24 protein-coding genes are annotated in these 24,405 nt (G+C 63.6%); 2 read left to right on the top strand and 22 right to left on the bottom strand.

Annotated elements, in window-relative coordinates:
• Window positions 1-55: 55 nt before the first annotated feature.
• The 9 genes from H6B15_RS05215 to H6B15_RS05175 form a co-directional block, all read right to left on the bottom strand.
• On the bottom strand, window positions 56-1,762 hold the full coding sequence (locus tag H6B15_RS05215) for a PTS transporter subunit EIIC (RefSeq protein ID WP_243424292.1): 1,707 nt from the start codon (window positions 1,760-1,762) through the stop codon (window positions 56-58).
• Between the two features lie 245 nt (window positions 1,763-2,007).
• The gene (locus H6B15_RS15855; RefSeq protein ID WP_204646844.1) at window positions 2,008-2,148 is read right to left on the bottom strand and encodes a PRD domain-containing protein; all 141 of its coding nucleotides are present in this window, start codon (window positions 2,146-2,148) and stop codon (window positions 2,008-2,010) included.
• 6 nt (window positions 2,149-2,154) lie between these two features.
• Window positions 2,155-2,856, bottom strand: a complete 702-nt coding sequence (locus H6B15_RS05205) for a PRD domain-containing protein (RefSeq protein ID WP_207751492.1) — start codon at window positions 2,854-2,856, stop codon at window positions 2,155-2,157.
• 223 nt (window positions 2,857-3,079) lie between these two features.
• Entirely contained in the window at window positions 3,080-3,856 is a 777-nt protein-coding gene (locus H6B15_RS05200) for an HAD family hydrolase (RefSeq protein WP_204646801.1), read from the bottom strand.
• A 21-nt stretch (window positions 3,857-3,877) separates the two neighbouring features.
• Entirely contained in the window at window positions 3,878-4,399 is a 522-nt protein-coding gene (locus tag H6B15_RS05195) for a gamma carbonic anhydrase family protein (RefSeq protein WP_204646799.1), read from the bottom strand.
• Window positions 4,400-4,520: 121 nt separating this feature from the next.
• Window positions 4,521-5,237, bottom strand: a complete 717-nt coding sequence (locus H6B15_RS05190) for an ATP-binding cassette domain-containing protein (protein WP_204646797.1) — start codon at window positions 5,235-5,237, stop codon at window positions 4,521-4,523.
• A complete protein-coding gene (locus tag H6B15_RS05185) occupies window positions 5,224-6,000 on the bottom strand; it encodes an amino acid ABC transporter permease (protein ID WP_430661825.1) in 777 nt (258 codons plus the stop codon). The genes H6B15_RS05190 and H6B15_RS05185 overlap by 14 nt, the downstream gene beginning before the upstream one ends.
• 91 nt (window positions 6,001-6,091) lie before the next feature.
• Window positions 6,092-6,973, bottom strand: coding sequence for a transporter substrate-binding domain-containing protein (locus H6B15_RS05180; protein ID WP_204646795.1), 882 nt, complete (start codon window positions 6,971-6,973; stop codon window positions 6,092-6,094).
• A gap of 261 nt (window positions 6,974-7,234) precedes the next feature.
• Window positions 7,235-7,891 (bottom strand): response regulator transcription factor, encoded by a 657-nt coding sequence (locus tag H6B15_RS05175; protein WP_204646793.1) that lies wholly within the window; start codon window positions 7,889-7,891, stop codon window positions 7,235-7,237.
• 274 nt (window positions 7,892-8,165) lie between these two features.
• Between H6B15_RS05175 and H6B15_RS05170 the strand changes: the two genes are divergently transcribed.
• Entirely contained in the window at window positions 8,166-9,293 is a 1,128-nt protein-coding gene (locus H6B15_RS05170; RefSeq protein WP_204646791.1) for a Gfo/Idh/MocA family protein, read from the top strand.
• Window positions 9,294-9,362: 69 nt separating this feature from the next.
• On the opposite strand, the gene H6B15_RS05165 is transcribed toward H6B15_RS05170, so the two are convergent.
• The 8 genes from H6B15_RS05165 to H6B15_RS05130 form a co-directional block, all read right to left on the bottom strand.
• Window positions 9,363-10,214, bottom strand: a complete 852-nt coding sequence (locus H6B15_RS05165; protein WP_204646789.1) for a DegV family protein — start codon at window positions 10,212-10,214, stop codon at window positions 9,363-9,365.
• A gap of 120 nt (window positions 10,215-10,334) precedes the next feature.
• Window positions 10,335-10,853: an HdeD family acid-resistance protein gene (locus H6B15_RS05160; protein ID WP_204646787.1), complete on the bottom strand. Its 519-nt coding sequence runs from the start codon at window positions 10,851-10,853 to the stop codon at window positions 10,335-10,337.
• Between the two features lie 44 nt (window positions 10,854-10,897).
• A complete protein-coding gene (locus H6B15_RS05155; protein WP_204646784.1) occupies window positions 10,898-12,325 on the bottom strand; it encodes a DNA recombination protein RmuC in 1,428 nt (475 codons plus the stop codon).
• Window positions 12,326-12,414: 89 nt separating this feature from the next.
• Window positions 12,415-12,810 carry a DUF3592 domain-containing protein gene (locus H6B15_RS05150; RefSeq protein WP_204646782.1) on the bottom strand — a complete coding sequence of 132 codons (396 nt, stop codon included), beginning with the start codon at window positions 12,808-12,810 and terminating at the stop codon, window positions 12,415-12,417.
• Between the two features lie 16 nt (window positions 12,811-12,826).
• A complete protein-coding gene (locus tag H6B15_RS05145; protein WP_204646780.1) occupies window positions 12,827-13,687 on the bottom strand; it encodes a serine hydrolase in 861 nt (286 codons plus the stop codon).
• Between the two features lie 22 nt (window positions 13,688-13,709).
• A complete protein-coding gene (locus tag H6B15_RS05140) occupies window positions 13,710-14,702 on the bottom strand; it encodes a membrane dipeptidase (RefSeq protein ID WP_204646778.1) in 993 nt (330 codons plus the stop codon).
• A 3-nt stretch (window positions 14,703-14,705) separates the two neighbouring features.
• Window positions 14,706-15,794 (bottom strand): dipeptide epimerase, encoded by a 1,089-nt coding sequence (locus H6B15_RS05135; RefSeq protein WP_204646776.1) that lies wholly within the window; start codon window positions 15,792-15,794, stop codon window positions 14,706-14,708.
• A gap of 39 nt (window positions 15,795-15,833) precedes the next feature.
• Window positions 15,834-16,874: a P1 family peptidase gene (locus H6B15_RS05130; RefSeq protein WP_204646775.1), complete on the bottom strand. Its 1,041-nt coding sequence runs from the start codon at window positions 16,872-16,874 to the stop codon at window positions 15,834-15,836.
• Window positions 16,875-16,955: 81 nt separating this feature from the next.
• Here H6B15_RS05130 and H6B15_RS05125 point away from each other — a divergent pair, with 81 nt between their 5' ends.
• On the top strand, window positions 16,956-17,576 hold the full coding sequence (locus H6B15_RS05125) for a C39 family peptidase (RefSeq protein WP_204646774.1): 621 nt from the start codon (window positions 16,956-16,958) through the stop codon (window positions 17,574-17,576).
• Between the two features lie 117 nt (window positions 17,577-17,693).
• Here H6B15_RS05125 and H6B15_RS05120 read toward each other — a convergent pair whose 3' ends face one another.
• The 5 genes from H6B15_RS05120 to H6B15_RS05100 all read right to left on the bottom strand — a co-directional run bounded on the left by H6B15_RS05120 (window position 17,694) and on the right by H6B15_RS05100 (window position 24,368).
• Window positions 17,694-18,563, bottom strand: coding sequence for an arsenic efflux protein (locus tag H6B15_RS05120; protein ID WP_204646773.1), 870 nt, complete (start codon window positions 18,561-18,563; stop codon window positions 17,694-17,696).
• Window positions 18,564-18,709: 146 nt separating this feature from the next.
• Window positions 18,710-19,114, bottom strand: a complete 405-nt coding sequence (locus tag H6B15_RS05115) for a transposase (RefSeq protein WP_204646770.1) — start codon at window positions 19,112-19,114, stop codon at window positions 18,710-18,712.
• A gap of 19 nt (window positions 19,115-19,133) precedes the next feature.
• The gene (locus H6B15_RS05110; protein ID WP_204646769.1) at window positions 19,134-22,907 is read right to left on the bottom strand and encodes a hypothetical protein; all 3,774 of its coding nucleotides are present in this window, start codon (window positions 22,905-22,907) and stop codon (window positions 19,134-19,136) included.
• Between the two features lie 54 nt (window positions 22,908-22,961).
• Window positions 22,962-23,756 carry a 23S rRNA (guanosine(2251)-2'-O)-methyltransferase RlmB gene (gene rlmB, locus H6B15_RS05105; protein WP_430661824.1) on the bottom strand — a complete coding sequence of 265 codons (795 nt, stop codon included), beginning with the start codon at window positions 23,754-23,756 and terminating at the stop codon, window positions 22,962-22,964.
• A gap of 219 nt (window positions 23,757-23,975) precedes the next feature.
• The gene (locus H6B15_RS05100) at window positions 23,976-24,368 is read right to left on the bottom strand and encodes a hypothetical protein (RefSeq protein ID WP_204646768.1); all 393 of its coding nucleotides are present in this window, start codon (window positions 24,366-24,368) and stop codon (window positions 23,976-23,978) included.
• Window positions 24,369-24,405 lie beyond the last annotated feature (37 nt).

Raw genomic sequence — 24,405 nt, 5'->3', positions numbered from 1 at the left:
AGGGTGCCGCCGCTTTCGGGCGGCACCGCGGTCAGAACAGGTTCAGATGATCCGATTACTTCTTGGCGGGTTCATCCTTGTACAGGACCCAGGTGAGCACAAAGCCGATAACAGAAGCGATCACGGTGCCGATGAGCACGTAGATCATGTTCTGGATGCCGGTGTCGCCGATGGTGTCGATGTAGCTGGGCAGACCGAACAGGCCCAGGCCGCCCATGGTGAAGCTGCGGGTGCCCATGAAGCCGATGAAGGCGCCGCCCACGGCACCGCCGATGCAGGAGTAGATAAAGGGCTTCTTCTTGGGCAGGGTCACGCCGTAGATGGCGGGCTCGGTCACGCCGAAGATGCCGGAGATGAAGGCGGGCAGAGCCACCTTCTTCATCTTGTCGTCACGGGTCTTGAGCAGCATGGCCAGCACGACGAAGGTCTGGGCGAAGGAGACGCAGAAGTAGGGGCTGAGGATGAAGTCATAGCCCAGGTTGGAGTAGTTGATGAGGGCCAGAGGAACGATGCCCCAGTGCAGGCCGAAGATGACCAGAACCTGCCAGAAGGCGCCGATGAGGATGCCGGCGATGAGGCCGCCCACCACGAAGATGCCGTAGATGAAGCTGAAGATGGCGGTGAGCAGGTTGCACAGGATGGTGGCGATGGGGCCGATGACCAGGTAGGTCAGGGGGACCATGACGACCAGGGTGATGAAGGGAACCACGAAGAGCTTGATGACGTCGGGAATGACCTTACGCAGCCATTTTTCCAGCATGGCACCCACCGCGCAGGCGATGATGATGGGCACCACCAAGCTGGTGTAGCCGGAAGCGGGCATGATGACGGGGATGCCCAGGAAGGTGGTGTAGTAGCTCATCTCAAAGGGGGTGCCGCCCAACACGGTGCCCAGCACCTCGCCGCCGGTGATGTTGACCATGGCGGGATAGCACAGGGCAATACCGAGGGCCATGCCGATGAATTCGTTCATCTTGAACTTCTTGGCGGCGGTGTAGCCCAGGATGATGGGCAGGAAGTAGAAGAAGCCGTCGCCCACGGCGTACAGCACCTGGTAGGTGCCGCTGGATTCGGGCAGGATCTCCAGGAAGGAGAACAGAGCCAGCAGGCCCTTGATGATGCCGGTGGCGGCCAACACGCCCAGGGTGGGCTGGATGACGCCGGAGATCATATCGATGAGGATGCTCACGGGGCTCTTCTTCTCGCCGGAGGAAGTGTCGTCGCCGGTGGCGTTGCCGTCCTCATCCACCGAGCCGGCGCCCTGGAAGTGGCCCACTTCCAGCACTGCGTCGTACACGTCGGTGACGTTGTTGCCGATGACGACCTGATACTGGCCGCCGGACTGCATGACCTTGATCACGCCGTCGGTGGCTTCCAGGACTTCCTTGTTGGCCTTGGATTCATCCTTGAGCTTGAAGCGCAGGCGGGTGATGCAGTGGGCCACACTGTTGATGTTGGATTTGCCGCCCACGTTCTGGATAATAATGCGGGCAAGGCCATCGTATTTGCTGGGCATAAGACGATTCTCCTTTACTGTTTGATGGGTCTGTTCGGTCAGTTCGATCCTGACACGGCCGTTTTGCATGGTACAGCCCGCAACGCCCGGCAGTTCTGCCAGTGCGTCGGGGTCTGCCAGGCTCTGGTCCTTGACAGAAACCGAAAGGCGGCTGCCCCGGCGTGAGGCGCTCACAATATTGGCCGCGCCGCCCAGCGGCGGCAGGAATGCCGCGGGCAGATTGCCCGGGGTGTGTTCCGGCTCCATGGTGGTCACCTCACCTTTCCTTATGTCGGGGATTGCCGCAATACCGCGGAAAATGTATATGCACCGCCCTCGCGCGCCGGGCGTAGACATACCAACGTCAGAACAAGACAAAATCCGGCAAAAAAAGAACCCAAAACGCCTTCCCGACACCTGTGGCACAGCCGAAGGAAGGCCGCACTTCTGCGGGGAGTGTTTTGGGTAACGCCCCGCAAACCATGTACGGGTAACGATCCTGTCTTGTGTTTTTATTCCGCGTCCTCACCGGATGTTTGTTCGGATTTGACGCGATGGATGTGCATGGTCAGATACAGTTCCTCCTCCTCGGTGCAGGTCCAGCCGTAGCGGTCCTGGAGGTAGGTGGTGATCTGACGGGTGCAGGTGTAAATTTCGGGCTACTGGCGCCGCACGGCCAGAAACAGGTCCCGGCTGCCGGCGTCGGCAGGAAGAGGTTTGCCCTGCATCATCCGCTGCACCAGGTAGCGCAGATACATGGCGAATCGGGAGTAGTTGAAGCTGTCCCGGTCCAGGGTGATGCCGAAAGCCTTCTCCACGATTTCGGTGAGTTCGGTGATGACCTGCGCGCTCTGCATGGTGGCGTGCATGTCGCTGTTTTCGGCTTCGGCGTTGATGATATGCAGGGTGATGCTGACGGCTTCCTGTTCGGGAAGGTCCACCTGCAGACGGTCGCGCAGCATGTACAGCGCGCTGCGGCCCAGCTTGTACTCGTTGGGATACAGGTGGCGGATATCGTAGGCAAGCGGCGTGCGCAGGGTCATACCTGCGCGGGTGCGCTGGATGGCAAAGTTCAGATGATCGGCCAGGATAAAGGGCAGATTGGGGTTGAGCGGACAGTCCAGCTCTTCGTTAGCGTCCTCCGCAATATCGTCGGCGGCCAGGAAGATTTCTTCCGGGACCTCCTGCAGAAGGGCAAAGTATTTGTCGCTCACATCATAGAAGGTGCGCTGTACCTTGCTCAGGTCCTGCAGGGTGTAGGGCGTGGCGGGAAACCCCAGTCCTTTGCCGAATACCACCATTTCACGGCCTTTGGCGTCCCGGGCCAGGGCAATGTTGTTGATCTTTTTGATGATTTCCATGCGATCCCACCTGGTCGGAATGTTTGGCTGCAAGCTTTCTTGACAAAAAAATAACCTCGAAGGCATATACGCCAGCCGACACATTCTGGTATGGGTCGCTGTGTACAAGTAATGCCTCGGAGGTGAGTAACAATCTTGTTTCTGTATTTATGACACAGATTTATTCAAAATTTGTCCATAACCCTTTTGAACAAATTTACCGTCTTTGATTTGGGCAAATTGATCAGAGGCTGTTCAAAAAAGCTCGAATGGTGTCCTCCGGCCGGGGGGTGTGGTGGGCATACCGGTTGCGCAGTGCCTCGGCGGCGGTCTGCATGATGTAGGGATGTCCCACCAGGTCCAGCATGGCCACATCGTTGTAGTTGTCCCCGAAAGCCATCACGTCGGCGGGGTCAAAGCCCAGAACGTCGCACAGGCTGCGCACCCCCACCCCCTTGTTGGCCAGGGTGGTATCGATCCAGTACGGGCCCGCCACCGCGGCGTTGGCCCCGGCCCATTTGGGCACAAACCGGTCCACAAAGCCCTCCACCCCGTCGGGCAGATAGACACTGACCTTGACGATGTCCTCGGGGATCTGGGCAGGGTCGGTGATGACGGTGTGGTTGTTGCCGATCTCATGGATGCGGTGGTGCATGCCCAGGCCCCGCTCCATCAGGTAGCTGGTGTTTTCGCCGGAGAGCATGACCTCTCCCCGCCCGTCGGAATTGTTCCACATATCCCAGGCGATGTCCTCGGCCAGCTGACGGGGCATAGGGGTCTTGGCAATGACCTTGCCGTCCCGGTAAACCACTGCGCCGTTCTCACACAGGAAGACGCACCGGTCCGCCACCGGGGCAAACAGCTTGCGCAGGCTGGTGTACTGCCGGCCGCTGGCCGGGCAGAACAGGATGCCATGTCTGGCCAGTTCTCCGATTTCCTCAAAAATTTCGCCGCTGATCTCGCTGCGGCCGTACTGCAGCAGCGTACCGTCCAGGTCGCTGCAGATCATCTTCACTGCCATACTTTCCACTCCTCTTCCCTATTATGCCTTCCCGCAGGCGCGGGCATGCCGCCCGGCCAGGTCACAGTATTCCGCCACATTGTGGGCCAGTTCCGCCGCCTGCTCCGGTGTGACGGTGCCCCGCACCTTGCCGGGCACCCCCATGACCAGGCTGTGGGGCGGAATGACGGTATTCTCGGTGACCAGGGCGCCGGCCGCAATGAGGCAGCCTTCCCCCAGAACCGCCCCGTTGAGCACGGTGGCGTGCATGCCGATGAGGCAGTCGTCCCCCACGGTGCAGCCGTGTACCACGGCGCTGTGCCCGATGCTTACCCGCTTGCCGATGACCACATCCAGGTCCGGCCCGGTGTGCAGCACCGCATTGTCCTGCACGTTGGAATCTTCCCCCACCAGGATGCGGCCGGTGTCGGCCCGCAGGACCGCCCCGTACCACACGCTGCTGCCGGGTTCCAGGGTGACCTGACCAGCCAGCACCGCCGTGGGCGCCACAAAGGCCGCGTCCCGCACCTGCGGGGCGTGCCCGTCATACTCAATTCTGGGCATACTGTTCCCTCCCTTTGCCGTCCTCTATGATACAATACCCGGCCGCGCCGTGTAAAGGGGCCTGTGCCGGACGCTATCCCAAACAAAAACGGCCCCGCCGGAGCAGGGCCGCCCACAGCGCTCACAGAACCTTGGACAGGAAGGTCTTGAGGCGCTCGTTTTCGATGTTGCTGAAAAATTCCTGCGGGGGCTTGTCCACCTTGATCACGCCCTCGTCGATGAAGATGACGCGGTTGGCCACCTCCCGGGCAAAGCCCATCTCGTGGGTGACCACCACCATGGTCATGCCGCCCCGGGCCAGCTCCTTCATCAGTTCCAGAACCTCGCCCACCATCTCGGGGTCCAGGGCGCTGGTAGGCTCGTCAAAGAGCAGCACCTCCGGGTTCATGGCCAGGGCCCGCACAATGGCGATGCGCTGTTTCTGGCCGCCGGAAAGCATGTTGGGGTAGGTATCAGCCTTGCCTGCCAGACCGATGCGTTCCAGCAGTTCCATGGCCTTGGCATCGGCGGTTTTCTGGTCCATCAGACCCAGATGCACCGGCGCCAGGGTGATGTTCTTCTTCACCGTCAGGTGGGGGAAGAGGTTGAAGTGCTGGAACACCATGCCCATCTTGGCGCGCATGGCGTCGATGCCCTTCTCGGTCACTTCCTGGCCGTCCAGCAGGACAGTGCCCTCGTCCGGCTCTTCCAGCCGGTTCAGGCAGCGCAGGAAGGTGGACTTGCCGCAGCCGGAAGGCCCGACCAGGACGACCACATCGCCCTTGTTGATGGTCAGGTCCACACCCTTGAGGACCTGCAGCCCGTCATAGCTTTTTTTCAGACCTTTAACGACGATCACTCTGCGCCAGCCTCCTTTCAAACTTGCCCAACAGCCAGGTGAAGATCATGACCAGCACCAGGTAGATGACGGCGGTGCCCAGCAAGGGATACATGCACTCGTAGGTGCGGCTGTAGATGCCCTGGGCGGCATACAGCAGCTCCTTGCCGCCGATGACGGTGATCAGGGAAGTATCCTTGAGCAGGACGATGAACTCATTGCCCAGCGCCGGCAGGATGGAGCGGATGGCCTGGGGAATGACGATCTTGAGCATGGTGGTCATGTAATTGAGGCCCAGGCTGCGGCCGGCTTCCATCTGGCCGGGGTCCACGGCCATCAGGCCGCCGCGGATGATCTCGGACACATAGGCGCCGGAGTTGATGCCCAGGGTGAGCGCGCCCACCATGGTGAAGTTGCGGCTGGACGCAAAGATGACCATGCCCATAATCAGCAGCTGCACCATCATGGGGGTGCCGCGGATGACCGTGACGTAGATCTTGAGAAGAGCGTTCACAAAGCCCAGCAGGGCGTTGCGGTGGTGGGGGCGCTGCTGGTCGTGGGCCACACGCACCATGGCCACGGTGCCGCCCAGGATCACGCCGATGGCCAGGGCCACGGCCGTGACCACCAGGGTGGTGCCCACGCCTTCGATGTACTGCAGCCAGCGGTCGTTGGCCAGGAAAGCCCGGTAGAACTTGAGGAAACCGTCCTGCCAGGCAGTCAGCTTCTCGCCGTCACTGGCCAGGGCCGACAGCATTTCAAATTGTTGGGTCAGGTATGCCATGAAAGAGCCACCTTTCGTCGGAATGTGTAAAACCACAAAAGAGGCGGCCCTTCCGGGGCCGCCCCGCGGCGCTGTTCACGCCGTTGTGTTGTTATTCGGCAGAGGAGCTGGCAGCGTCGTCGGAGCTGATGTACTTGGCAACGATGCTGTCGATGGTGCCGTCCGCCTTCAGTTCGGCCAGAGCGCCGTTCAGGGCATCCAGCAGAGCGGTGTTGTCCTTGTTGACGCCGATGGCGTAATCCTCATTGGCGTACTCGGTGTCCAGAATCTTCAGACCCGGGTTGGCCTTGACGAATTCCTGAGCGGGGGCGTTGTCGATGACCACGCAGTCCACCTGACCGTTCATCAGAGCCTGCACAGCGGTGATGCCGTTGTCGTAAGCGACCACGTTTTCCTCACCGAAACCGCCGTTTTCCGGGGTGTCGGAGCAGTAAATGTAACCGGTGGTGGCAGCCTGGGTGCCGATGAGCTTGCCCTGCATGTCATCGATGGAGGCAATATCGGAATCTTCGGGGACGATGACCGACTGGATGCCCTTGGCGTAAGAATCGGTGAACTTCATGACGGCTTCACGGTCCTCGGTGACGGTGACACCGGCCATGACGATGTCGCTCTTGCCCTGCTGCACAGCCAGCAGCGCGGCGTCAAAGTCCATATCGTCGATCTGCAGTTCCAGGCCCAGCTTGTCGGCCAGGGCGCCGGCAATCTCCACGTCGATGCCCTCGAAGTCACCGGTATCGGTGGTCATTTCGTAGGGAGGGAAGGCGGCGTTGGTGGACATGGTCAGCACGCCGTCGGTGACGGTGGTGAAGTCGCCGGAAGCAGCCGCTTCGGAGGTGGCGGCTTCGGACTGGGTGCTGGTCTCGGCGGACGCAGCCTCGCTGGAAGAAGAGGTGCTCTCGGAGGAAGCACCGCAAGCGGTCACGCTGAACACCATGCCGGCGGCCAGCAGGACGGAAAGAAGCTTTTTCATGTGATTTACCCTCTTTTTGTACAGTGTTCTGTTCTTTTCCCTCATGTTCCGGCGGTGGTATGCCGCCGGGATACCCTTTAGTATAAGTTTGTATTTATTCATTGTCAATGAATAAATATTACATGTAACCATTTTCGGCAGTTCGTGCAAAAGCCTTCGGCCGCCCCGGTGGCTTTTTGGGCAGTTTTGGCACGAAAAAACGCCCCGTTCCCCGCGTGGAAGGCGGGAAAGGGGCGAAGGATGATTTTGTTCGCAGAATCGTCAAACCGGTCCGGCATCCTCCCGGGTATTCAGGCGATATCCGATTTTATACACCGTCTGGATCTCCTTTTCCAGGCCCAGCTTTCGGCGCAGGCGCTGGATATGTACGTCCACCGTGCGGGTGGCCCCCTGGTAGCCGTAGCCCCAGGCGATCTCCAGCAGCTTGGTGCGGCTCAGGGCCAGGTTGCGGTTGATGACCAGGGTTTCCAGCAAAGAATATTCCTGGGGGGTCAGGGCAACGGTGTGCCCGCCCCGCAGCACCTGCCGGCCGGCCATGTCCACCTCGATGTCATGGAAGCGGAATTCCCGGCCTGCATCGTTCTGGCCCAGGGCCTGCTGTACCGCCCCCATGAGCTCCATAACCTCAAAGGGCTTGACCAGGCAGCTGCGGTGCAATGCGGCCGGGCATACCTCCATCTGGGATTCGGTCACCAGGAGCAGCACGGGCTGGGCCTGAAAACGGCTCACCCCCGCAAAGCCGCCCACCCCGGGCAGCGCAAGGTCCAGCAGGACCAGATCATACACGTTCCGGCGCAGGCTTTCCAGGGCCTGCTGCGCATTGGCGGCCTGGTCACAGCGGTGACCTACCAGGCGCAGATTGACTGCCATACGCTGTGCGATGGCGCGTTCATTTTCAGCGATCAGGATCATTGCCATACTTCAACAGCCTCTTTACATTCAAAAATTCCGCAATATCCCCGCAGGGCTTCCTCTTCTGTTCATCACGGGCCGCATCTGCCGCAATTTACTTCCCGCTTATACTATATAACGAGCCATGTATCGAAGATGTTACAGAACGCCCCGTTTTTTGACTGTTTTTGGCAAAACTGCGCAATATTTGTTTGTTTCATCTCAATTTTGCCTTCCGCCTTCCTTCGTGGTATACTGGAGAAAAACACGGGTCCGGAACCCGCAACAAGGAGGAATACAAATGCAGCAGGTACGGGTGGCCCTGATCGGATTCGGCGGCATGGGCAGCCAATATGCGGCCATGATCCGGGACGGGCAGATCGACGGCATGGTGTTGGCGGGGGTGTGCTGCCGCAACGCCAAAGGGCAGGACACTTTGCGCCGGGAATACCCGGGTGTGGCCATCTACCGGGACGTGGAGGACACCGCTGCCCACGCCGGCGACTTTGACGCCGCCCTCATCGTGACGCCCCACACCAGCCATGTGGAGATTGCCGCCCGGATGGTGCGGGCGGGCAAGCACATCCTGCTGGACAAGCCCGCCGGGGTGTATGCCCGGCAGGTGCGGGAACTGGTGGCCGCGGCCAGAGCGGCGGGGGTCAGCTTCGGGATGATCTTCAACAACCGGGCCAACCCGGCTTTTGCCAAGGCCCGGGAACTGCTGCGCGCCGGGACCGTGGGCACGCCGGTGCGGGCGGTGTGGGTGTGCAACACCTGGTTCCGCACCCCGGCCTACCACAAATCCGCCCCCTGGCGCAGCAGCTGGGCCGGGGAATGCGGCGGGCTGCTCATCAACCAGAGCCAACACTATCTGGACCTGTGGCAGTGGCTGCTGGGGGCGCCGGATGCCGTCTACGCCGACCTTTCCTTCGGGCGGTATGCGCCCATCACGGTGGACGACGGGGTGGACATGCAGCTGTACTATGACAACGGCCTGCACGGCACCTTTATCAGCTCCACCGGGGAGGCCCCCGGCGTGAACCGGCTGGAAATCTGGGGCGACAAGGGGCGGCTGTGCGTGGAGGATACCGCCCGCCTGATCCTGGACGAAAACGAGATGTCCACCGCCGAGTTTGCGGCGGTGAACCAAGAACCCTACGCCGAATTGCCCCACCGCTGCCGGGAAATTCTGGTAGCGCCCAACCCGGAAATGTACCAGACGGTGTTGCGGCAGTTCTGCGACCATCTGCGCTTCGGTTCCCCCATGATTGCCGACGGGGAGGACGGCCTGCGGGCGGTGGAGCTGACCAACGCGGCCTATGTTTCGGCCTGGCAGGGGCGCAAGGTACGCCTGCCGGCGGATGACGGGGTCTATGAGACGCTGCTGCACCACAAAATTGCGGAGGAACAGAGCGGGTTCCTGGGCTGAGAAAAGGTTTGACCACACAGAAAAACGCCGTCCCGGCATGCCGGGGCGGCGTTTTTGGATTATACGGTTTTATTCCGCTTCCTTGGCCACAAAGACCAGCGCGGCGCAGCCCGGTCCGATGTGGGTGCCGATGGCGGCGCCCAGGCGGGCCACACGGCCGCCGGACAGGTGCAGGTTTTCATGCATGTAGCGGTGGATGGGGGCGGTGATGGTCTTCTGGTCAGAGTAGAGCAACACATAGCCGTAGCGCTCGTCCACCCCGCCCAGCTTGTCAATCTGCTTGAACAGGGCCACCATGGCGCCGGGACGGCCCCGGGCGGTGTCGGCCAGCTTGATCTCGCCGTCAATGACCGACAGCACCGGTTTGATGCCCAGCGCACCGCCCACCAGAGCCACGGCGGCCGGCAGGCGCCCGCCCTTGTGCAGGTGTTTCAGGCTGTCCACAATGCCCAGAATGCGGATGCGGCCCTTGAGCTCTTCCAGGGCGTCGGCAATCTCGTCCAGGGACTTGCCCTCCTCCCGCAGGCGCAAGGCTTCCCGGATGAGGATGGCTTCGCCCTGGGAGGCGGTGCGGGAATCCACAAACCGGACGTTCTCGAACTCACAGGTTTCGGCGGCCAGACGGGCGCACTGGAAGGTGCCCGATAGGTTGGAGGAGATGAGCACCGCCAGGACTTCATCCCCCGCGGCGGCGGCTTCCTCAAAGAACTGGATGAAGGTATCGGGAGAAGGCTGGCTGGTGCGGGGCAGTTTGCTCTCGGTGGTCAGGCGGGCGTAGTATTCGTCGCCGGTCATGTCCACCCCGTCCAGGATGGTTTCCCCGTCGGCAAACAGCACATGCAAAGGTACGACGGTCACCCCGGGACGGGTGGCATCGGCGGGGGTCAGGTCAGCGGCAGAGTCGGTCAGGATGCGAATCATACAGCAAGCCTCATTTCTCGGCGCAACCGTGCGGGCAGCAAAAGGTCGACCGTGTGTTTTTTCCTATTGTACCATACTTTTCCGGGATGTCAAAAATCGGACGGCTGTACAAGGGCCGGGTCAGTCCCGCCAGGTGAGCACCGCCACCAGGTTCACCACGCTGGAACACAGGATCATGATGCCCACCAGCCGCATGATCATGGCGGCGGAGGCACCGGGGGCAAACAGGGCGTAGACCCCCAGCAGCAGGCAGAGGATGCCCACCACCAGCGGAATCCACCAGGCCCGGTCCCCCCAGGCGCGGCGGGCCATGGCGGCCTGGATGTTGCTCATGCCGGTGACCAGCAGGAACACGCAGACGATGGTGCCCACCAACGCCACCAGCATACCGGGGCTGGCGATGAACAGCAGGCCGATGACCACCCCGCCCACGCTGATGGGCAGCAGCGGGCTGGAAATGAAGGTGGCCCGCTGGAAGGCCAGGGCGTTGGCCACCCCGCAGCCGCCGGCCAGCAGAATCAGCCAGCCGATGAGGCTGCACAGGGCGGCGGTGGCGTTCCAGGGCCGGGCCACCAGGAAAAGGCCCAGCACAATGCCGGCCACCGGCATGATCAGACGGTCCCATTGCAGATGTTTCATGGCAGATTGCCTCCTTATATGTTCCGCCGGGGTTACCGGGGAACTTATTCCGTTTTCGGCGCTCCGGCCGGGGCGCTGTCCTCCCGGCGGCGCAGACGGGGCGCGGTGCCGGGGGTGGGGTCCAGTTCCAGACCCAGCAGGTCGGCGGCCTGGCCGGGTTCCAGCTGCTGGACCGATTCCAGCTTGCGGGTGATGGCCCGGCTGCGGGTGCCGATGAGTTCTTCCAGATCGCTGCCGGTCTGGTTGAGGTGCCGCTGCATGGCCTGCAGCCCGGCGCCGAACTTTTCAAATTCAGTCTTGACCGCTGCCAGCACCTGCCATACTTCGCCGGAGCGTTTCTGGATGGCCAGGGTGCGGAAGCCCATCTGCAAAGCGTTGAGCAGCGCCGCCATGGTGGACGGGCCCGCCACACTGATCTGGAAATCCCGCTGCAACACTTCGGTCATGCCGGAGGAGACCACCTCGGCGTACAGCCCCTCAAAGGGCAGGAAGAGCACACCGAAGGCGGTGGTGTAGGGCACTTCGATATACTTGTCGTGGATGTCCTTGGCTTCCTGGCGCAGCACCGTGTCCAGCTGCTTGCGGGCGGCGGCCACGGCGGCAGCGTCCCCGGATTCCCGGGCGTCCACCAGTTTGGCATAGCTGTCGCCGGGGAATTTGGCGTCAATGGGCATCCAGACGGTGCCCCCCTGCCCCGGCAGTTTCACCGCAAATTCCACCCGGTTGGCACTGCCCGGCACGGTGGCCACGTTCTCGGCGTACTGGCCGGGGGCCAGGATCTCCTGCAGGATGGCCCCCAGCTGCACCTCACCCAGCATACCCCGGGTCTTGACGCCGGAAAGCACCCGCTTGAGTCCGCCCACGTCGGCGGCCAGGGTCTGCATCTCGCCCAGGCCCTTGTACACCTGTTCCAGCTGGGCGCTGACGGTGCGGAAGGAATCGGAGATGCGCTTTTGCAGGGTATCCTGGAGTTTTTCGTCCACCGTGCCCCGGATTTCGTCCAGTTTGCGGTTGTTGTCGTTGCGGATGGTGTTCAGCCCCTGGACCAGGGCTCCCCGCATGCCGTCCAGCCGGGCGGCGTTGGAATCCTCCAGCCCTTTCAGCCGCTTTTCCAGCAATGCCAGCTGGGCGGCGGTGGCGTCGCCGGCGGCTTTCTGGCGGGCGGCACCCGCCCGGTCGATGGCTTCCAGCCGGGCGGTGGCGGCCGCACTGCTCTGGCGCTGGTTTTCGGCCAGCAGGGCGCCCAGGTCCCGCACCGACGCCTGGGTGGCCCGGGCGGTTTCTGCCTGGGTGGTGCGCAGCTGGTCGGCCAGCAGGTCGGTTTCGGATTCGATGACCTTTTGCAGGGTGCGGGCCAGCTGGCCGTCGTCCCCTTCCTCCCGGTTGCGGCGCAGCAGCAGTACCAGCACTGCCGCCAGCATGCCGTTGGCCACCAGGGACAAAACCAGCAGCAGATAAATCAGCGGTTCCATATGTGTTTGTTTCTCCTCTTATTTGATGGGTTCAGTATACCACAGGGCCCCGCCGTTTACAACCATTTGTTGTTTGTTCATCCGGAAGTTCAGCGCAGTCCCAGCCAGAAGATCACCCCGAAGCCCATGGCGATGAACAGGGCGCCCAGCAGTTCGGCTTCCAGGCTGCGGCGCTCCACCACCTCGGGGTTGGCGGGGTTGTACCAGATCTCCACCACCGTACCGATGCTGTTGGGGCGTTCGGCCCAGAAGGAATCGTTGGTGGGGGCCACGTGGCGGATGCCGTCGGGGGAGGTGAACTCCACCACATAGCAGTATCCCCCGCTCCGCTTGCGGCGGGAAGAGCCCTGCCGCCGACATTCCAGCACCCGGGCGGGCAGGCACATGCCCCCGCGGACAATGCGGTATTTTTCCCACAGGCAGGCGGCGCCCAGCACAATGAACACCGCGCCCAGCACGCAGTAGATGAAATTCAGAACGGTCATAGAAGGCACCTCCGGGTCAGGTCAGGGAAAAGCTGCCTTCCAGCGCCAGATACTGGTCGAACAGCAGACGGCTCACACGCCCGCCGTACAAAAAGGCGGGGTGGTCGTTGACTTCCAGCTTGTTGGCAAAGTTCTTGCACATGAGCACCACCACATAGTCGCCGTAGGGGGTGTGCACCAGGCCGCCGTCGTTGCGGCAGGCGTCCATGCTGCCGCTCTTGCTGGCGGTGTAGATCAGGTCCGGATCGGCGCCGGATTCCTCGGCGTCGGTATAGTAGGGGGGCAGGTTGCCGGCCAGCATGGTGTTGTAGTGCTGCTGGCGCAGGATGGTGCGCATGGCCTGGCTGGCGGCGGGGCTGACCAGTTCTCCCCGGGCCAGCAGGGCAAAGAAATGCCCCATATCCCGGGGGGTGATGGTGCCCAGCGGCTGGCTCCAGTTGTCCGAAGCCAGGCGGCGGTGCAGGGTGGTGGCGCTGCATCCGATGGACCGGATGAAGGCGTTGATGGTGTCCAGCCCCAGATAATCGATGAGCATGTTGGTGGCAATGTTGTCGCTGCAGATGATCATGAGGGTGGCCACGTCGGCGGCGCGGAGCCGGGCACCGGGGCCCAGGGAGCGGATCATGCCGGAGCCGTCCACAAAATGCTTTTCCTCATAGGTGAGCACTTCGTCCAGACGGGCCTTGCCCTGTTCCGCCTGGTCGTACAGGCAGCCCAGCACAAAGATCTTGATGGTGGAGGCGGATTCAAAAGGTTCATCGGCGCCGCGCTCCACCACATGGCCGCGCAGGTCGTCGGCGTAGACGCACATGGTGGCGTCCAGGCCGCAGAGTTCGGCATCGATGCGCTTTTCCAGCGTAAGAGAAGGATGAGGCATGGGAGTTCTCCTTTATATGGAATCAGAGGTTTTCGGCAAAGAAGCGGGCGGCGTTGTCCCAGAAGATCTTTTCCACCTGGGTTTCGGTGAGCCCTGCCCTGCACAGGCCTTCGGCCAGGCGGGGCATATCCTGGGCACCGGCAATCTCCAGCTTGCCGCCGATGCCGTCGAAATCGCTGCCCAGGGCCAGGCAGTCCTCCCCGGCCAGGTTCAGGATGTACTTGGCATGGCGGGCCATGTCCTCCACCCGGCTGGTCAGGTGGTGACGGTCGGGGCCGTCGTCCAGGAAGGCCGGGCAGAAGTTCAGCCCGATGAGGCAGCCCTTCTCCCCCATGGCCCGCAGCAGGTCGTCGGGCAGGTTGCGCACATGGGGGCAGCAGGCCCGGGCGTTGGAGTGGCTGGCCACAAAGGGACGGGTGCTGTGGCGCAGCACATCCCGGATGCCCGCGTCGGACAGATGGGCCACGTCCACCAGCATGTGCAGGCGTTCCATCTCCTCCACAAACGCCACACCCCGGTCGGTCAGGCCACCGGTGGTGTTGGGGGCCACCGGCCAGGTGTCCTCGTTGTAATCGGGGCCCACGTTGGGCTCGGCCAGCTCATTCTTGTGGTTCCAGGTCAGGGTCATCATCCGCACGCCCAGACGGTAGAAATCCCGCAGGATGGCCAGATCCCCGCGGCAGGTGCCGCCCTCCTCCACCGTGAGCATGGCGCCGATGCGCGTTTGCCCGGCCAGGCGCTTCACGTCCTCGCCGGTGCGCACCCAGACCAGGTCGTCGGGGTAGCGGGCCAGCAGGTTGTGGAAGATGTCCATCTCCTGCAGTGCGGTGCGCATGGGGTCCTCCGGCGCGCCCAGGTCCACAAAGCAGGCAAAGCACTGCAGGCCGTAACCGGACTGCTTCAGCCGGTGCAGGTCGATCATCAGGTCATTGTGTTCAAAGCTCTTGGGGGTACCGCTGAGCTGGGCGTGGCGCAGTTCGGACAGAGTATCGCAGTGCAGATCCCAGACTTTCACCGCTTACACCCCCTCAAAGCCGGGCACGGCGGTGATGCCGATGCCCGGGGTCTCGTTCATGAGGATGCGGGCGCCCTCGTACACCGGGCCGCCGGTGTAGGGGTCCACGCTGCACAGGCTGGGGCCGTCCAGGTCCACGCAGGTGATCACAGACCGGGCCGCCGCCAGGTGGGCCGCCGCCGACACCGCCAGCTTGCTTTCCAGCATGCAGCCCATCATGCACTGCACGCCGTAAACTTCCGCCGCGGCGCAGATCTTCTGGGCCTGCCAGATGCCGCCGGTCTTCATCAGCTTGATGTTGATCATATCGGCCGCATGGCGCTGCAGCACGGTCAGGGCATCCGCCGGGGAGAAAACGCATTCGTCCGCCAGGATGGGGGTGGCCACCCGCTGGGTGATGTAGGCCAGGCCGTCAATGTCATGGGCGGGCACCGGCTGTTCCACCAGTTCCGGGTCCACGCCGGCATCCTCCAGGGCGGTGATGATGCGCACCGCCTGCTTGGCGGTCCAGCCCTGGTTGGCATCCACCCGCAGGGCCACGTCGGGGCCCACGGCTTCCCGGATGGCTTTCAGCCGGGGGATGTCGGCCAGACCTTCCTTGCCCACCTTGACCTTGAGCACGCGGAAGCCCTCGGCCACGGCGGACCGGGCATCCGCCACCATTTCCGGCACCGGATTCACCGAGATGGTCAGGTCGGTTTCCAGGGTGTTGCGGGCGCCGCCCAGCACCTTATACAAAGGTTTGCCGCAGCTTTTGGCAAAAAGGTCATAGACAGCCATGTCCACGGCCGCCTTGGCGCTGGTGTTGTGCACCATGCAGCGCTCCAATCTGGTCATAACCGTGTCCAGGTCCTCCACGTCCATGCCGGTCAGCGCCGGGGCGATGAACTCCTCCACGGCGGTGTGCAGCGAACCCAGGGTTTCGCCGGTGATGACCGCGGTAGGCGGCGCTTCGCCGTAGCCCACATCGCCAGTATTGGTTTCGACCCGGACCAGAAGATCATGGACGCTGTCCACCGTGCGCAGCGCCGTCTTGAAGGGGGTGCGCAGGGGGATCTGACATTCGGTGGTGGTAATCTTGGTGATTTTCATAGGATGCACCTGCTTTTATGATAAGATGACGGGCCAAAATCAGCCCAACAGATCGGCGAATTCGGAAAGGGCGTGGCAGACGGTGCCGTCATACCCCACGGTGGTGGTGGCCGCCGCCAGGGCGTTGAGCACCGATTCCTCGGCGGCTTCGGCGGCCGCCAGGAACAGGGGGTCCATCTTGTCTTCATTGAAGACCGCCCGGGTGGCGATTTCGGCGTTTTCGCCCCGGTGGATGTCGTGGGCGGTGGTGAACCCGATGGTGATATCCCCGCTGCCGTGGCCCCAGTAACTGCCCACCCGGGCCAGGCCGGCGGCGCACCGGCGGCAGACCCGGCCCAGCTGGCGGCTGGACAGGGGCAGGTCGGTGGCCAGCACCAGGATGCAGCTGCCCTTGTCCTCCGGCCGGGGTTCGCCCTGGATGCGGCGGCGGATTTCCGCCCCCACACAGCGGCCCAGGATGTTCAGCTCCGAAAGCTGGCCGTGGTTGCACAAAGCCAGCACCCCGATGCAGAAGTCCCGGCCGCCCACCGTGATCATCCGGCTGGCAGATCCAATGCCGCCCTTGAGTTCGTGGCAGATCATGCCGGCACCGGCGCCCACACAGCCCTGTTCAAAGTCGGCGGAGGCGGTCTCGATGGCGTGATAAACCTCCCGGCGGCCGATGACCCGGTGGGTGATATCGCTGAGGGTGCCGTCGTTGCACTCTCCCACCACCGGGTTGAAGCTGCGCAGCCTGTCCCCCCGGGCCTCACAGGCATCGGCGGTGTACTGCACCAGGGCGTCCCACACCTGCCCCACGTTCAGGGTGTTGGTGAGGGCGATGGGACTTTCCAGCTGGCCCAGCTCCTGGATCTGCACCAGGCCCGCGGTCTTGCCGAAACCGTTGATCACGTGGGCGGCGGCGGTGCAGCGGTGAGTATACACATCCGGCCGGGGCAGGATGACGGTGACCCCGGTGTGGTGGGTGGCGGTGTGGACGGTGGTATGCCCCACCCGCACGCCGGGCACATCGGTGATGGCGTTGCGGGGTCCGGCAGGCAGATGGCCGGGCACCAGGCCGTAATCGCGGATGGTGGGCATGGGTGCACTTCCTTTCAAAAGTAGGATATGGTAGAATAAAGAAAAATCACAAGTCCCGGCCCCGCCGGGCGGGGAGGAATCATGACCGAAATTTTGCTGAACGTGCCCCAGATTCTGCAGAATCCGGAGCTGCCCAACGGCTGCGAGATCACCAGCTGCTGCGAGGTGCTGCGGTATCTGGGCTTTGATGCCGACAAGTGTGAGCTGGCCGACCAGTACCTGCCCCGCAGCGAGAAGTGGTACGGCGCCGACCCCAACCGGGTGTACATGGGCAACCCCCACAAGGACGACGGCACCCCCGAGGAGGGGTACTACTGCTTTGCAGGCCCCATCGTGCAGGCGGCAAACGCCTATCTGGCCCGCCACGGCGGCGGATACACCGCCCATGACCTGACCGGGGCGGAGGAAGCCGACCTGGTGGCCCAGCTGGAGAAGGGACGGCCGGTGGTTTTCTGGGCATCGCTGCATTTTGCGGACATCGGCTACGCCGACGTAACGCCCTATCCCCTGACCGACGGCAGCCTGCACCGGGTGTTCCACACCCTGCACTGCATGGTGCTGTGCGGCGCCGACGACACCCACTTCACGGTGGCGGACCCCCTGGACTTCAACCGCCGGGTGCCCCGGGAACGGTTCATGCGGGTGTACCGCCAGCTGGGTAGCCGGGCGGTAGTGCTGGTGAAGGACGGCGAAACCCTGTAAGACAGAGCCAAAGAAGGTCGGCCTGAAAGCCGCACGTTGAGAATATCATACCCCGCCCGCCGCAAAACTGCAAGGTTTTTGCGACGGGCGGGGTATTGTTGTTATGGGAAGGGGAAATTACAGGGGCAGGAATTGCAGCACAATGCCGCAGACCGACCCGCCGGCCCACAGGATGCCGGTCATGAAGAGGTTCTGTTTCCAGCTGGGGTTGACACGCCAGAGCACGGCCAGGCCGATGCCCGCCCCGGCGCAGAGGCCGGCGAACAGGCTGCCGAAGCTGATGGCCCCCTGGGCGTACAGCTGGGCCAGCAGTACGCTGGCGGCGCAGTTGGGCACCAGGCCCACCAGAGCGGCGGCCATGGGCTGGAAGATGCCCATACCGGTGAGGAAGGCGGTGATGGTGTCCTCGCCGATGAGCTCGAAGGCAAAACCGATGAGGAAGCTGAACAGAAGGATGAAAAGGAAAATCTCCACCGTGTGGCGCAGGGCTGCCAGCAGAACGCCGCTGTGCTCCTCATGCTCCTCATGGCAGTCGATGTCGTCGGCGTGACCGGCGTAGCCGCCGTACAGCCTGGCGGGCAGGACCCGGCGCAGGGGGACGTCCAGCAGGAAGCCGCCCGCCACACCGGCCACCACCTTGCCGATGAGCAGCAGGGGCAGGGTGCCCCACAGGCTGGGTTCGGCGGCCAGCAGGGGCACGGCTTCGTCGCTGGTGGCCACAAAGACGGCCAGCAGCGCGCCGGGGGTGATGACCCGGCTGGCGTACAGGTTGGCGGCCAGGGCAGAGAACCCGCACTGGGGCACGATGCCCAGCACCGCGCCGGGCACAAAGCCCCAGCGCCCGCCGCCCGCCAGGGCGTTTTCGATACGTTCGCCGTGGTGGCGTTCCAGCCATTCGATGAGCAGATACGCCAGGAACAGGAAGGGCAGCATCTTGAGGCTGTCCTCCAGGGCATGTTCGATGGTGTGCAGAATGATGTGTTCCATGTGTGTTCCTTTTTGGTTGGAAGAGAAAGTGTGGAAAGAGTGGAAAACGGCGGTGAACGGCGCCGCCGTGACGGCAGGATACAAAGCCCGGCACCCCGGGCACAAAAAGCCAGGGGCGTGGCAGGCGTCCCTGGACAGGATGGGATTCAGCTTTCGTTTTCAAACCGGCGCAGCAACCGCACGGCCCAGCGGACTTTTTCTGCCGGGATGCGGGTGCGAAACCGCTCCATGCTGCGGGAGGAGAAGGGCACCGTGTCGGTGAAGGATTCAAACCCCAGGAAGTATTGCAGATAGGGGCTTTCCCGGATCAGGGCCACGGTTTCCCGGTCGGACACGCCGCAGGCCGCCCGCACGATCAGGCAGCCGAAGGCCACCCGGGCGGGCACTGCCACCTTGCCCACATGGCCAAAGTGACCGCTGTATTCTTTTTCAAACGCATCCCAGTCGATGGCGGCGGCCAGGCGCACCCAACGGTTTTGCTCGGCCAGTTCGCCGTGGTAGGGCGGCAGATAATCATAAATGCTCATCTGCTGTTCGCTTGTGCGGTACAAAGACCACGCCCCCTTTTTATCAATAACGTTGCAGCATCGGGAAGATCAAGGCCAGCACGGCCCAGGCCGCCTGGTACAGCACCAGGGCGGGCAGCGGCAGGGCCGCAATGCCCCCGGCCAGCACCATGATGACGGCCAGCACGCAGGACAGCAGCACCGACACCGACAGAATCATGGCGGCTTTGCGCTCGCCTTCGGCGGCGCCGGCGGCGGCTTCCAGGCCGCCCACATAACTCACAAAGCTGCCCAGATGCAGCATGTTTCCTTCGCTTTCGGGCAGCCAGGCAGTGGCCGGTTCCAGCGCCTTGCGGGCGGTGGCGTCCAGCACCCGCACCGTGCCGGTGGGCAGAGTGTAGGCGGCTTCCAGCAAGGCTTCGTCACAGTTGAAGTCGTCGCAGTCCACAATCAGGGACATGCCGGTGCGGCGCAGCCCGTCCAGCACCGCGGCGGTGTCGGGATCGGCCTGGTAGGCCACCTGGAACATGCTGAACAGCTTGCCCGACACAGCCAGGTAGATGACCCGGCGCTGGTTGACGGTGTGCCGCTGTTCATATTCCAGACTGGGCACCTGGATGTCGAACTTTTCCATCAGGTGGCGGTTGCCGGCCAGCACCCGCTCGCCGTTGATCCAGCCCACATAGCCCATACCGTACACCGTCTCGAAATCGTCCACCTTGTTCAGCAGCTTGCGGTTGTCCCCGATCATCCCCAGGAACACTTCCCGCAGGGTGGGGGCACCGCCGGCCATCATGGACGCGGCGTAGATGATGGCCAGGTCGATGCGCTCCTTGTTCACCGGCTTGATGCCGCAGAGCTTGACGCAGCCTTTGGGGAACAGGTCCTGGGTGGTCACCTGGATCACGTTCACCCGGCCCAGCTGACGGATGTCCCGCCAACCGGGAATCACCGCGCCCACCTGGGCGGCGCTGCGCTGCATCAGGCGGGCCGGCAGGGCGCTGAGCAGAGTGCCTGCCAGGGGCGCCCCCAGGCAGAGCACCGCGGCCATGGCGGTGAAGGCCAGGCCCGCGTCCTTGCGGTAGAGAAGAGTAAATACCAGGGCCGCCAGCGCCACACCGCCCACCAGACGGCCCAGCTGCTGCTGGTTCTTGTCCGAGGTGCGGTGGGAGCTGCTGGAAGCCAGGAAGTCTTTCATCAGCTGGGTGGGACGGCTGACCAGCACGTTGGGATGGGGCTGTTCCAGACCGCGGGTGACCGCCCGCAGGATGCCGGCGTCCTTCAGCCGGTAGGCCACAGCGTGGTCCACCTTGGCGCTGACCAGGGCAAAGTTCTCCCGGGTGGTGATGGCATCCAGCCGCTTGCCCAGGGCGTTGAAGCAGAGCACCAGGGCGGCGGGCCCCGCCAGCAGGCAGAGCTTGTCCGGGGCATACCAGTCCGGCTGGAGCAGGAAGGCCCCCAGCTGCACCACACCGCCCAGGGCGGCCAGGGCCGCCAGGGTGTCGGCGGTGGGACTCTTGACCAGGCCCACCAGTCCATCCAGCATGGTACGCCAGTTCAGGGCGCAGCAGAACACCAGCAGCACCAGCATGGTGGCCAGCAAGGGCGTGGCGCCGGCGGTGGTGTCCAGGGGGGCGGGCATGGGCAGGGTGCCCCCCGCCGCAATGCCCAGATACAACATGAGCGCCGCCGAAGCCCCCGACACAATGGCGGCCACGGTGAGCAGCAGGATCCGGTTGGCCAGGTCCCGGCGCACCGCGGGGGCATCGTCCAGCCGCTCGTATTCCTTATGGCGGGACGCCGGAGCGGTGTCCTCCTCCTCAAAGGGGGGCTCGGTCTTTTCGTCCTTGGTCTCATCCTCCGGCGCACCGGTCAGGCGGATGCCGCCCTTGGCCTTGGGGCGCGGGGCGGTGGGTTCCTCGATCTCCGAAGTATCGGTGAGGATGCTGGCCGCCTTGGCAAACCGGTCTTCCGATTCGGCGGGCTCCTCCTCGTTGATGGACTGTTCAATCTCCCGCACAAAGGCGCCGGTGTCCGGGCGGGGGCGGGGCTGGGCTTCCAGCTGGGCCATGAAATCCGCCGTGTCCGGGCTGACTTCGTGGGTGCCGGCATGGGCCAGGTCCGACGCAAAGGCGGCGGTATCTTCCTCGGTACGGCCGGCGGCAATATCGGCCAGGCGCACCTCCCCCGTCAGGGTGGCTGCCTCATCCCGGGAGATCTCCTCAAAGGTATCTTCCCGGGCGGTGGATACGGGCGGCTGTTCCACCGGCTGCCGTTGCACGGGCGGTTCTTCTTCCGCCGGGGCGGTCTGTTCCGGCTGGGGCGCCAGGGCGGGACGCACGCTCTGGGCCCGGGGCGCGGCCTGGGCGGCGCGGGCCGCGGTCTTGACCGCGGAGTCCTGCACCACCCCCAGATCCCGCAGAAAGTCCCGGGTATCCTCCTTCTGGTCGGTGTCCTCCTGTTCCAGGGGGATGTTGAAGGCGGTGGTGGATGTAACCTCGGCGGTGGGGGTCATGACCGGCTCGCCCACCGGTTCGCCGTGGGATTCCTGGGTTTCAGGGGCCGGTTCGGGGGTACGGGCCAGCTTCTGGCCCGGGGTAAATTCAATGGTGTTGCGTTTTTTGCGGTACACCGTACCGGTGGCGCCGGAAGAGCTGCCCCGCAAGGCCGCCCGGATGCCGCTGAGGGTGATGCCGCCGGTGGTGGCCGTGTGGTTGGGCAGGGCGGCCCCGGCATGGTGGGAGTGGTAGACCGTCTTTTCCACCGTGGGTTCTTCCGGTTCGGGCTGAGGCGCCGGGGCCTGGTAAGCGGGGGCGGCGGCTTCGCCGTCGTCCACCTCATCCGCATCATAGTAAGCTTCCTCCGGCTGGGGCGCCGGTTCGGTGTAAGGTTCCTCCTCCGGTTCGGGTTCCGGCTGGGGGGCGGGCTCTTCCCGCCGGCCGCCCAGGGATACATTGATGGGCACAAACTCGCCGGTGTCCTCGGCCTTGCCCAGGCCGAAGAAGCCCCGCTTGCGGCGGGAAGGGTCCCGCAGCTTGCCGTCCGAGTCGGGCAGGACCGCGGCGGTCTTGCCGAAGAACTGCTGGAACTGCTCCTTGCCCTCGTTCAGGGCATGGGTGTCGGCGTGGTCGGCGCCGGGAGCCATCTTGAGCAGGAAATTCTTGATAATGCTGGTGCGGGTGGTGTCCCCCAGGGTGTCCTCCCGGGCGGGAGTCGCCTGCCTGGGCTGCGGCGTTTCCTGCCGGGAAGCCTGCACGGGCCGGGTCTGCGGCCGGGTTTCGGGCTGCGGGGCCGGAACAGACTGGGTCTGCCGGGCGGGCGCGGCCTGCACCGGCGCCGTCTGGGTGGCGGCGGGCTGGGTTGCATTCTGCACCGGGCGGGTCTGCTGACGGACCGGGGCGGTCTGGACCGGCTGGGTCTGCCGCACCGGGGCGGTGCGGGTCTGGGCGGAAGGCTGGGCATCGGTGCGTTCCGGGCGGCGGAAAGCGGCCACCGGGGCAGACTGGGTCTGCCGGGACGGTTCCTGTGCACGGCGGGGCGACTTTTTCTTCAGCAGTTTCATGCTGGGCAGATCCCCCAGCAGGTCGTCCAGCACGGCGGTGGAGAAGCGGTCTTCGGCCACGCCGCCGCTGACCTCCACCTGGGGCAGGTCTTCCTTGCCGATGGGCCCCAGGGAATCGTGGGACGCACCGGGGGTAGCGGTGTCGATGCCCACGCTCTTGAGGATCTCGTCCACTTTCCGTTCATTTACACTGTCACGCACACCATCCCGGGCCTGCTGATGGCTCAGCTCTTCCAGGATGCGTTCCACCGAATCGTTGGTGCGTTTGCTTGGCATATCCTTCTCCCCTTCCCTGCCCGCTGTGCGGGCGGCGGCGCCGGAGTCCGGCGATCAGTGCCCGCGGCGGCACTGCATAATATGATACAAAAGGATTCCGGCGGCCACCGACACATTGTAGCTGTCCACGCCGCAGTCCCCCGCGGCCATATCCAGCGTGACGGCGCCGTCGCACAGTTTTTTGGTCAGAGCCGAAGGGCCGCTGCCCTCACTGCCCAGAACCAGCGCCACCGACCCGGTCAGGTCGGTGCGGTCGGGGGACTGTCCCCCCAGGTCGGCACAGTAGACAAAGACGCCTCGCTCTTTCAGGGTGCGGATGGCCTGGGCCAGATTGGGGACCCGGGCCACCGGGATGCGGGCGGCTGCCCCGGCGCTGGCTTTCATCACCGTGCCGGTGACGCTGACCCCGCCGCGGCGGGGAATGACCACCCCGTGGGCTCCGCACAGCAGCGCCGAGCGCAGAATGGCGCCCAGGTTGTGGGGGTCCTCGATGCCATCACACAGCACCAGGAAGGGGGGTTCCCCTTTGGCGGCTGCGGCGTCCAGCAGATCTTCCAGATCGGCGTATTGGATGCGGGCGGCCCAGGCCGCGATGCCCTGGTGGTCGGCGGTGCCGCACAGTTTTTGCAGCTTGCCGGAAGGCACCCGCTTGATCACCGCCCCGGCTTGTTTGCCCAGCGCGGTGAAGTAGGATACGGTGCGCGGGTCCAGGCTGTCCGCCAGCAGCAAGGTGTCCACCCCGGTGCCGGCACGCAGCAGTTCGGTGACGGGATTTTTGCCCCACACAAGGGTGTCGGGGCTTTCACTGGATTGGGTCCGGTTGTCCGGGCGTTCCGGTTTGTTCATCATGGTTCCTCCGGCGGGCGGGCAGGGCCGCACCCGCAAATGTATTGTATGCGGGCCTTGCGGCCCGGTTGCGGCAGCTATACGGATTATAGTATACCACAAAGGCGGGGGCTTTGTCACCTGCCAACCCGCGTCAAAAGTGCAGATTTTTTGCTTTTTCGCGGGGGTGTTTTTGCGCTGCGCCGCGCTTTATACAAAGCGTAATTCCACAAGAGGCGCTGTTCATTGTTGAAAACTCTGTTGAAAGTGTGGAAAACCCGCCCACCATGGGATTTTTCCACCAAAGGAGGGGATGTTTTCCACAGGCTGTTGAAAATTTTTCCACATAACGTTCCGGATAAACCCTTCTGTCAAGTTGGCAAAATTCCGATTTTCCTGCCAAAAGAACGGATTTTTCCCACAAAATGTCCAAGGATTTCCAGCGCGCTTTTCTTGTGCGGGCACCCGGGACGAAAAGTTCATCCCGGGCTTTTCATGCCCGCACAACCTCGCCGGACCCACCCGGTTTTCCCCTGGCAAGGGCCGTTTTCCGGGGTGAAACACCTGCCCTTCAGCGGTGTTCATATCAACCATTTTTGTCTTATCTGCGCGAATTTTGCCACAAGTGCGGCGCATAAAATATTTTTGTTGCTTTTTTGTCAATGTCAGGCTA

Source organism: Gemmiger formicilis, from assembly GCF_016900095.1.
GTDB classification, from domain to species: Bacteria; Bacillota; Clostridia; order Oscillospirales; family Ruminococcaceae; genus Gemmiger; species Gemmiger formicilis_A.
This window is presented reverse-complemented; position numbering and strand designations above follow the sequence as displayed.

Bases quoted from the DNA above. Each gene is read 5' to 3' on its own strand.
- H6B15_RS05215 (WP_243424292.1), bottom strand. From the start codon at position 1,762: ATGGAGCCGGAACACACCCCGGGCAATCTGCCCGCGGCATTCCTGCCG.
- H6B15_RS05205 (WP_207751492.1), bottom strand. From the start codon at position 2,856: ATGGAAATCATCAAAAAGATCAACAACATTGCCCTGGCCCGGGACGCC.
- H6B15_RS05200 (WP_204646801.1), bottom strand. From the start codon at position 3,856: ATGGCAGTGAAGATGATCTGCAGCGACCTGGACGGTACGCTGCTGCAG.
- H6B15_RS05195 (WP_204646799.1), bottom strand. From the start codon at position 4,399: ATGCCCAGAATTGAGTATGACGGGCACGCCCCGCAGGTGCGGGACGCG.
- H6B15_RS05185 (WP_430661825.1), bottom strand. From the start codon at position 6,000: ATGGCATACCTGACCCAACAATTTGAAATGCTGTCGGCCCTGGCCAGT.
- H6B15_RS05180 (WP_204646795.1), bottom strand. From the start codon at position 6,973: ATGAAAAAGCTTCTTTCCGTCCTGCTGGCCGCCGGCATGGTGTTCAGC.
- H6B15_RS05175 (WP_204646793.1), bottom strand. From the start codon at position 7,891: ATGGCAATGATCCTGATCGCTGAAAATGAACGCGCCATCGCACAGCGT.
- H6B15_RS05170 (WP_204646791.1), top strand. From the start codon at position 8,166: ATGCAGCAGGTACGGGTGGCCCTGATCGGATTCGGCGGCATGGGCAGC.
- H6B15_RS05165 (WP_204646789.1), bottom strand. From the start codon at position 10,214: ATGATTCGCATCCTGACCGACTCTGCCGCTGACCTGACCCCCGCCGAT.
- H6B15_RS05160 (WP_204646787.1), bottom strand. From the start codon at position 10,853: ATGAAACATCTGCAATGGGACCGTCTGATCATGCCGGTGGCCGGCATT.
- H6B15_RS05155 (WP_204646784.1), bottom strand. From the start codon at position 12,325: ATGGAACCGCTGATTTATCTGCTGCTGGTTTTGTCCCTGGTGGCCAAC.
- H6B15_RS05150 (WP_204646782.1), bottom strand. From the start codon at position 12,810: ATGACCGTTCTGAATTTCATCTACTGCGTGCTGGGCGCGGTGTTCATT.
- H6B15_RS05145 (WP_204646780.1), bottom strand. From the start codon at position 13,687: ATGCCTCATCCTTCTCTTACGCTGGAAAAGCGCATCGATGCCGAACTC.
- H6B15_RS05135 (WP_204646776.1), bottom strand. From the start codon at position 15,794: ATGAAAATCACCAAGATTACCACCACCGAATGTCAGATCCCCCTGCGC.
- H6B15_RS05130 (WP_204646775.1), bottom strand. From the start codon at position 16,874: ATGCCCACCATCCGCGATTACGGCCTGGTGCCCGGCCATCTGCCTGCC.
- H6B15_RS05125 (WP_204646774.1), top strand. From the start codon at position 16,956: ATGACCGAAATTTTGCTGAACGTGCCCCAGATTCTGCAGAATCCGGAG.
- H6B15_RS05120 (WP_204646773.1), bottom strand. From the start codon at position 18,563: ATGGAACACATCATTCTGCACACCATCGAACATGCCCTGGAGGACAGC.
- H6B15_RS05110 (WP_204646769.1), bottom strand. From the start codon at position 22,907: ATGCCAAGCAAACGCACCAACGATTCGGTGGAACGCATCCTGGAAGAG.
- rlmB (WP_430661824.1), bottom strand. From the start codon at position 23,756: ATGATGAACAAACCGGAACGCCCGGACAACCGGACCCAATCCAGTGAA.
- H6B15_RS05100 (WP_204646768.1), bottom strand. From the start codon at position 24,368: ATGCGCCGCACTTGTGGCAAAATTCGCGCAGATAAGACAAAAATGGTT.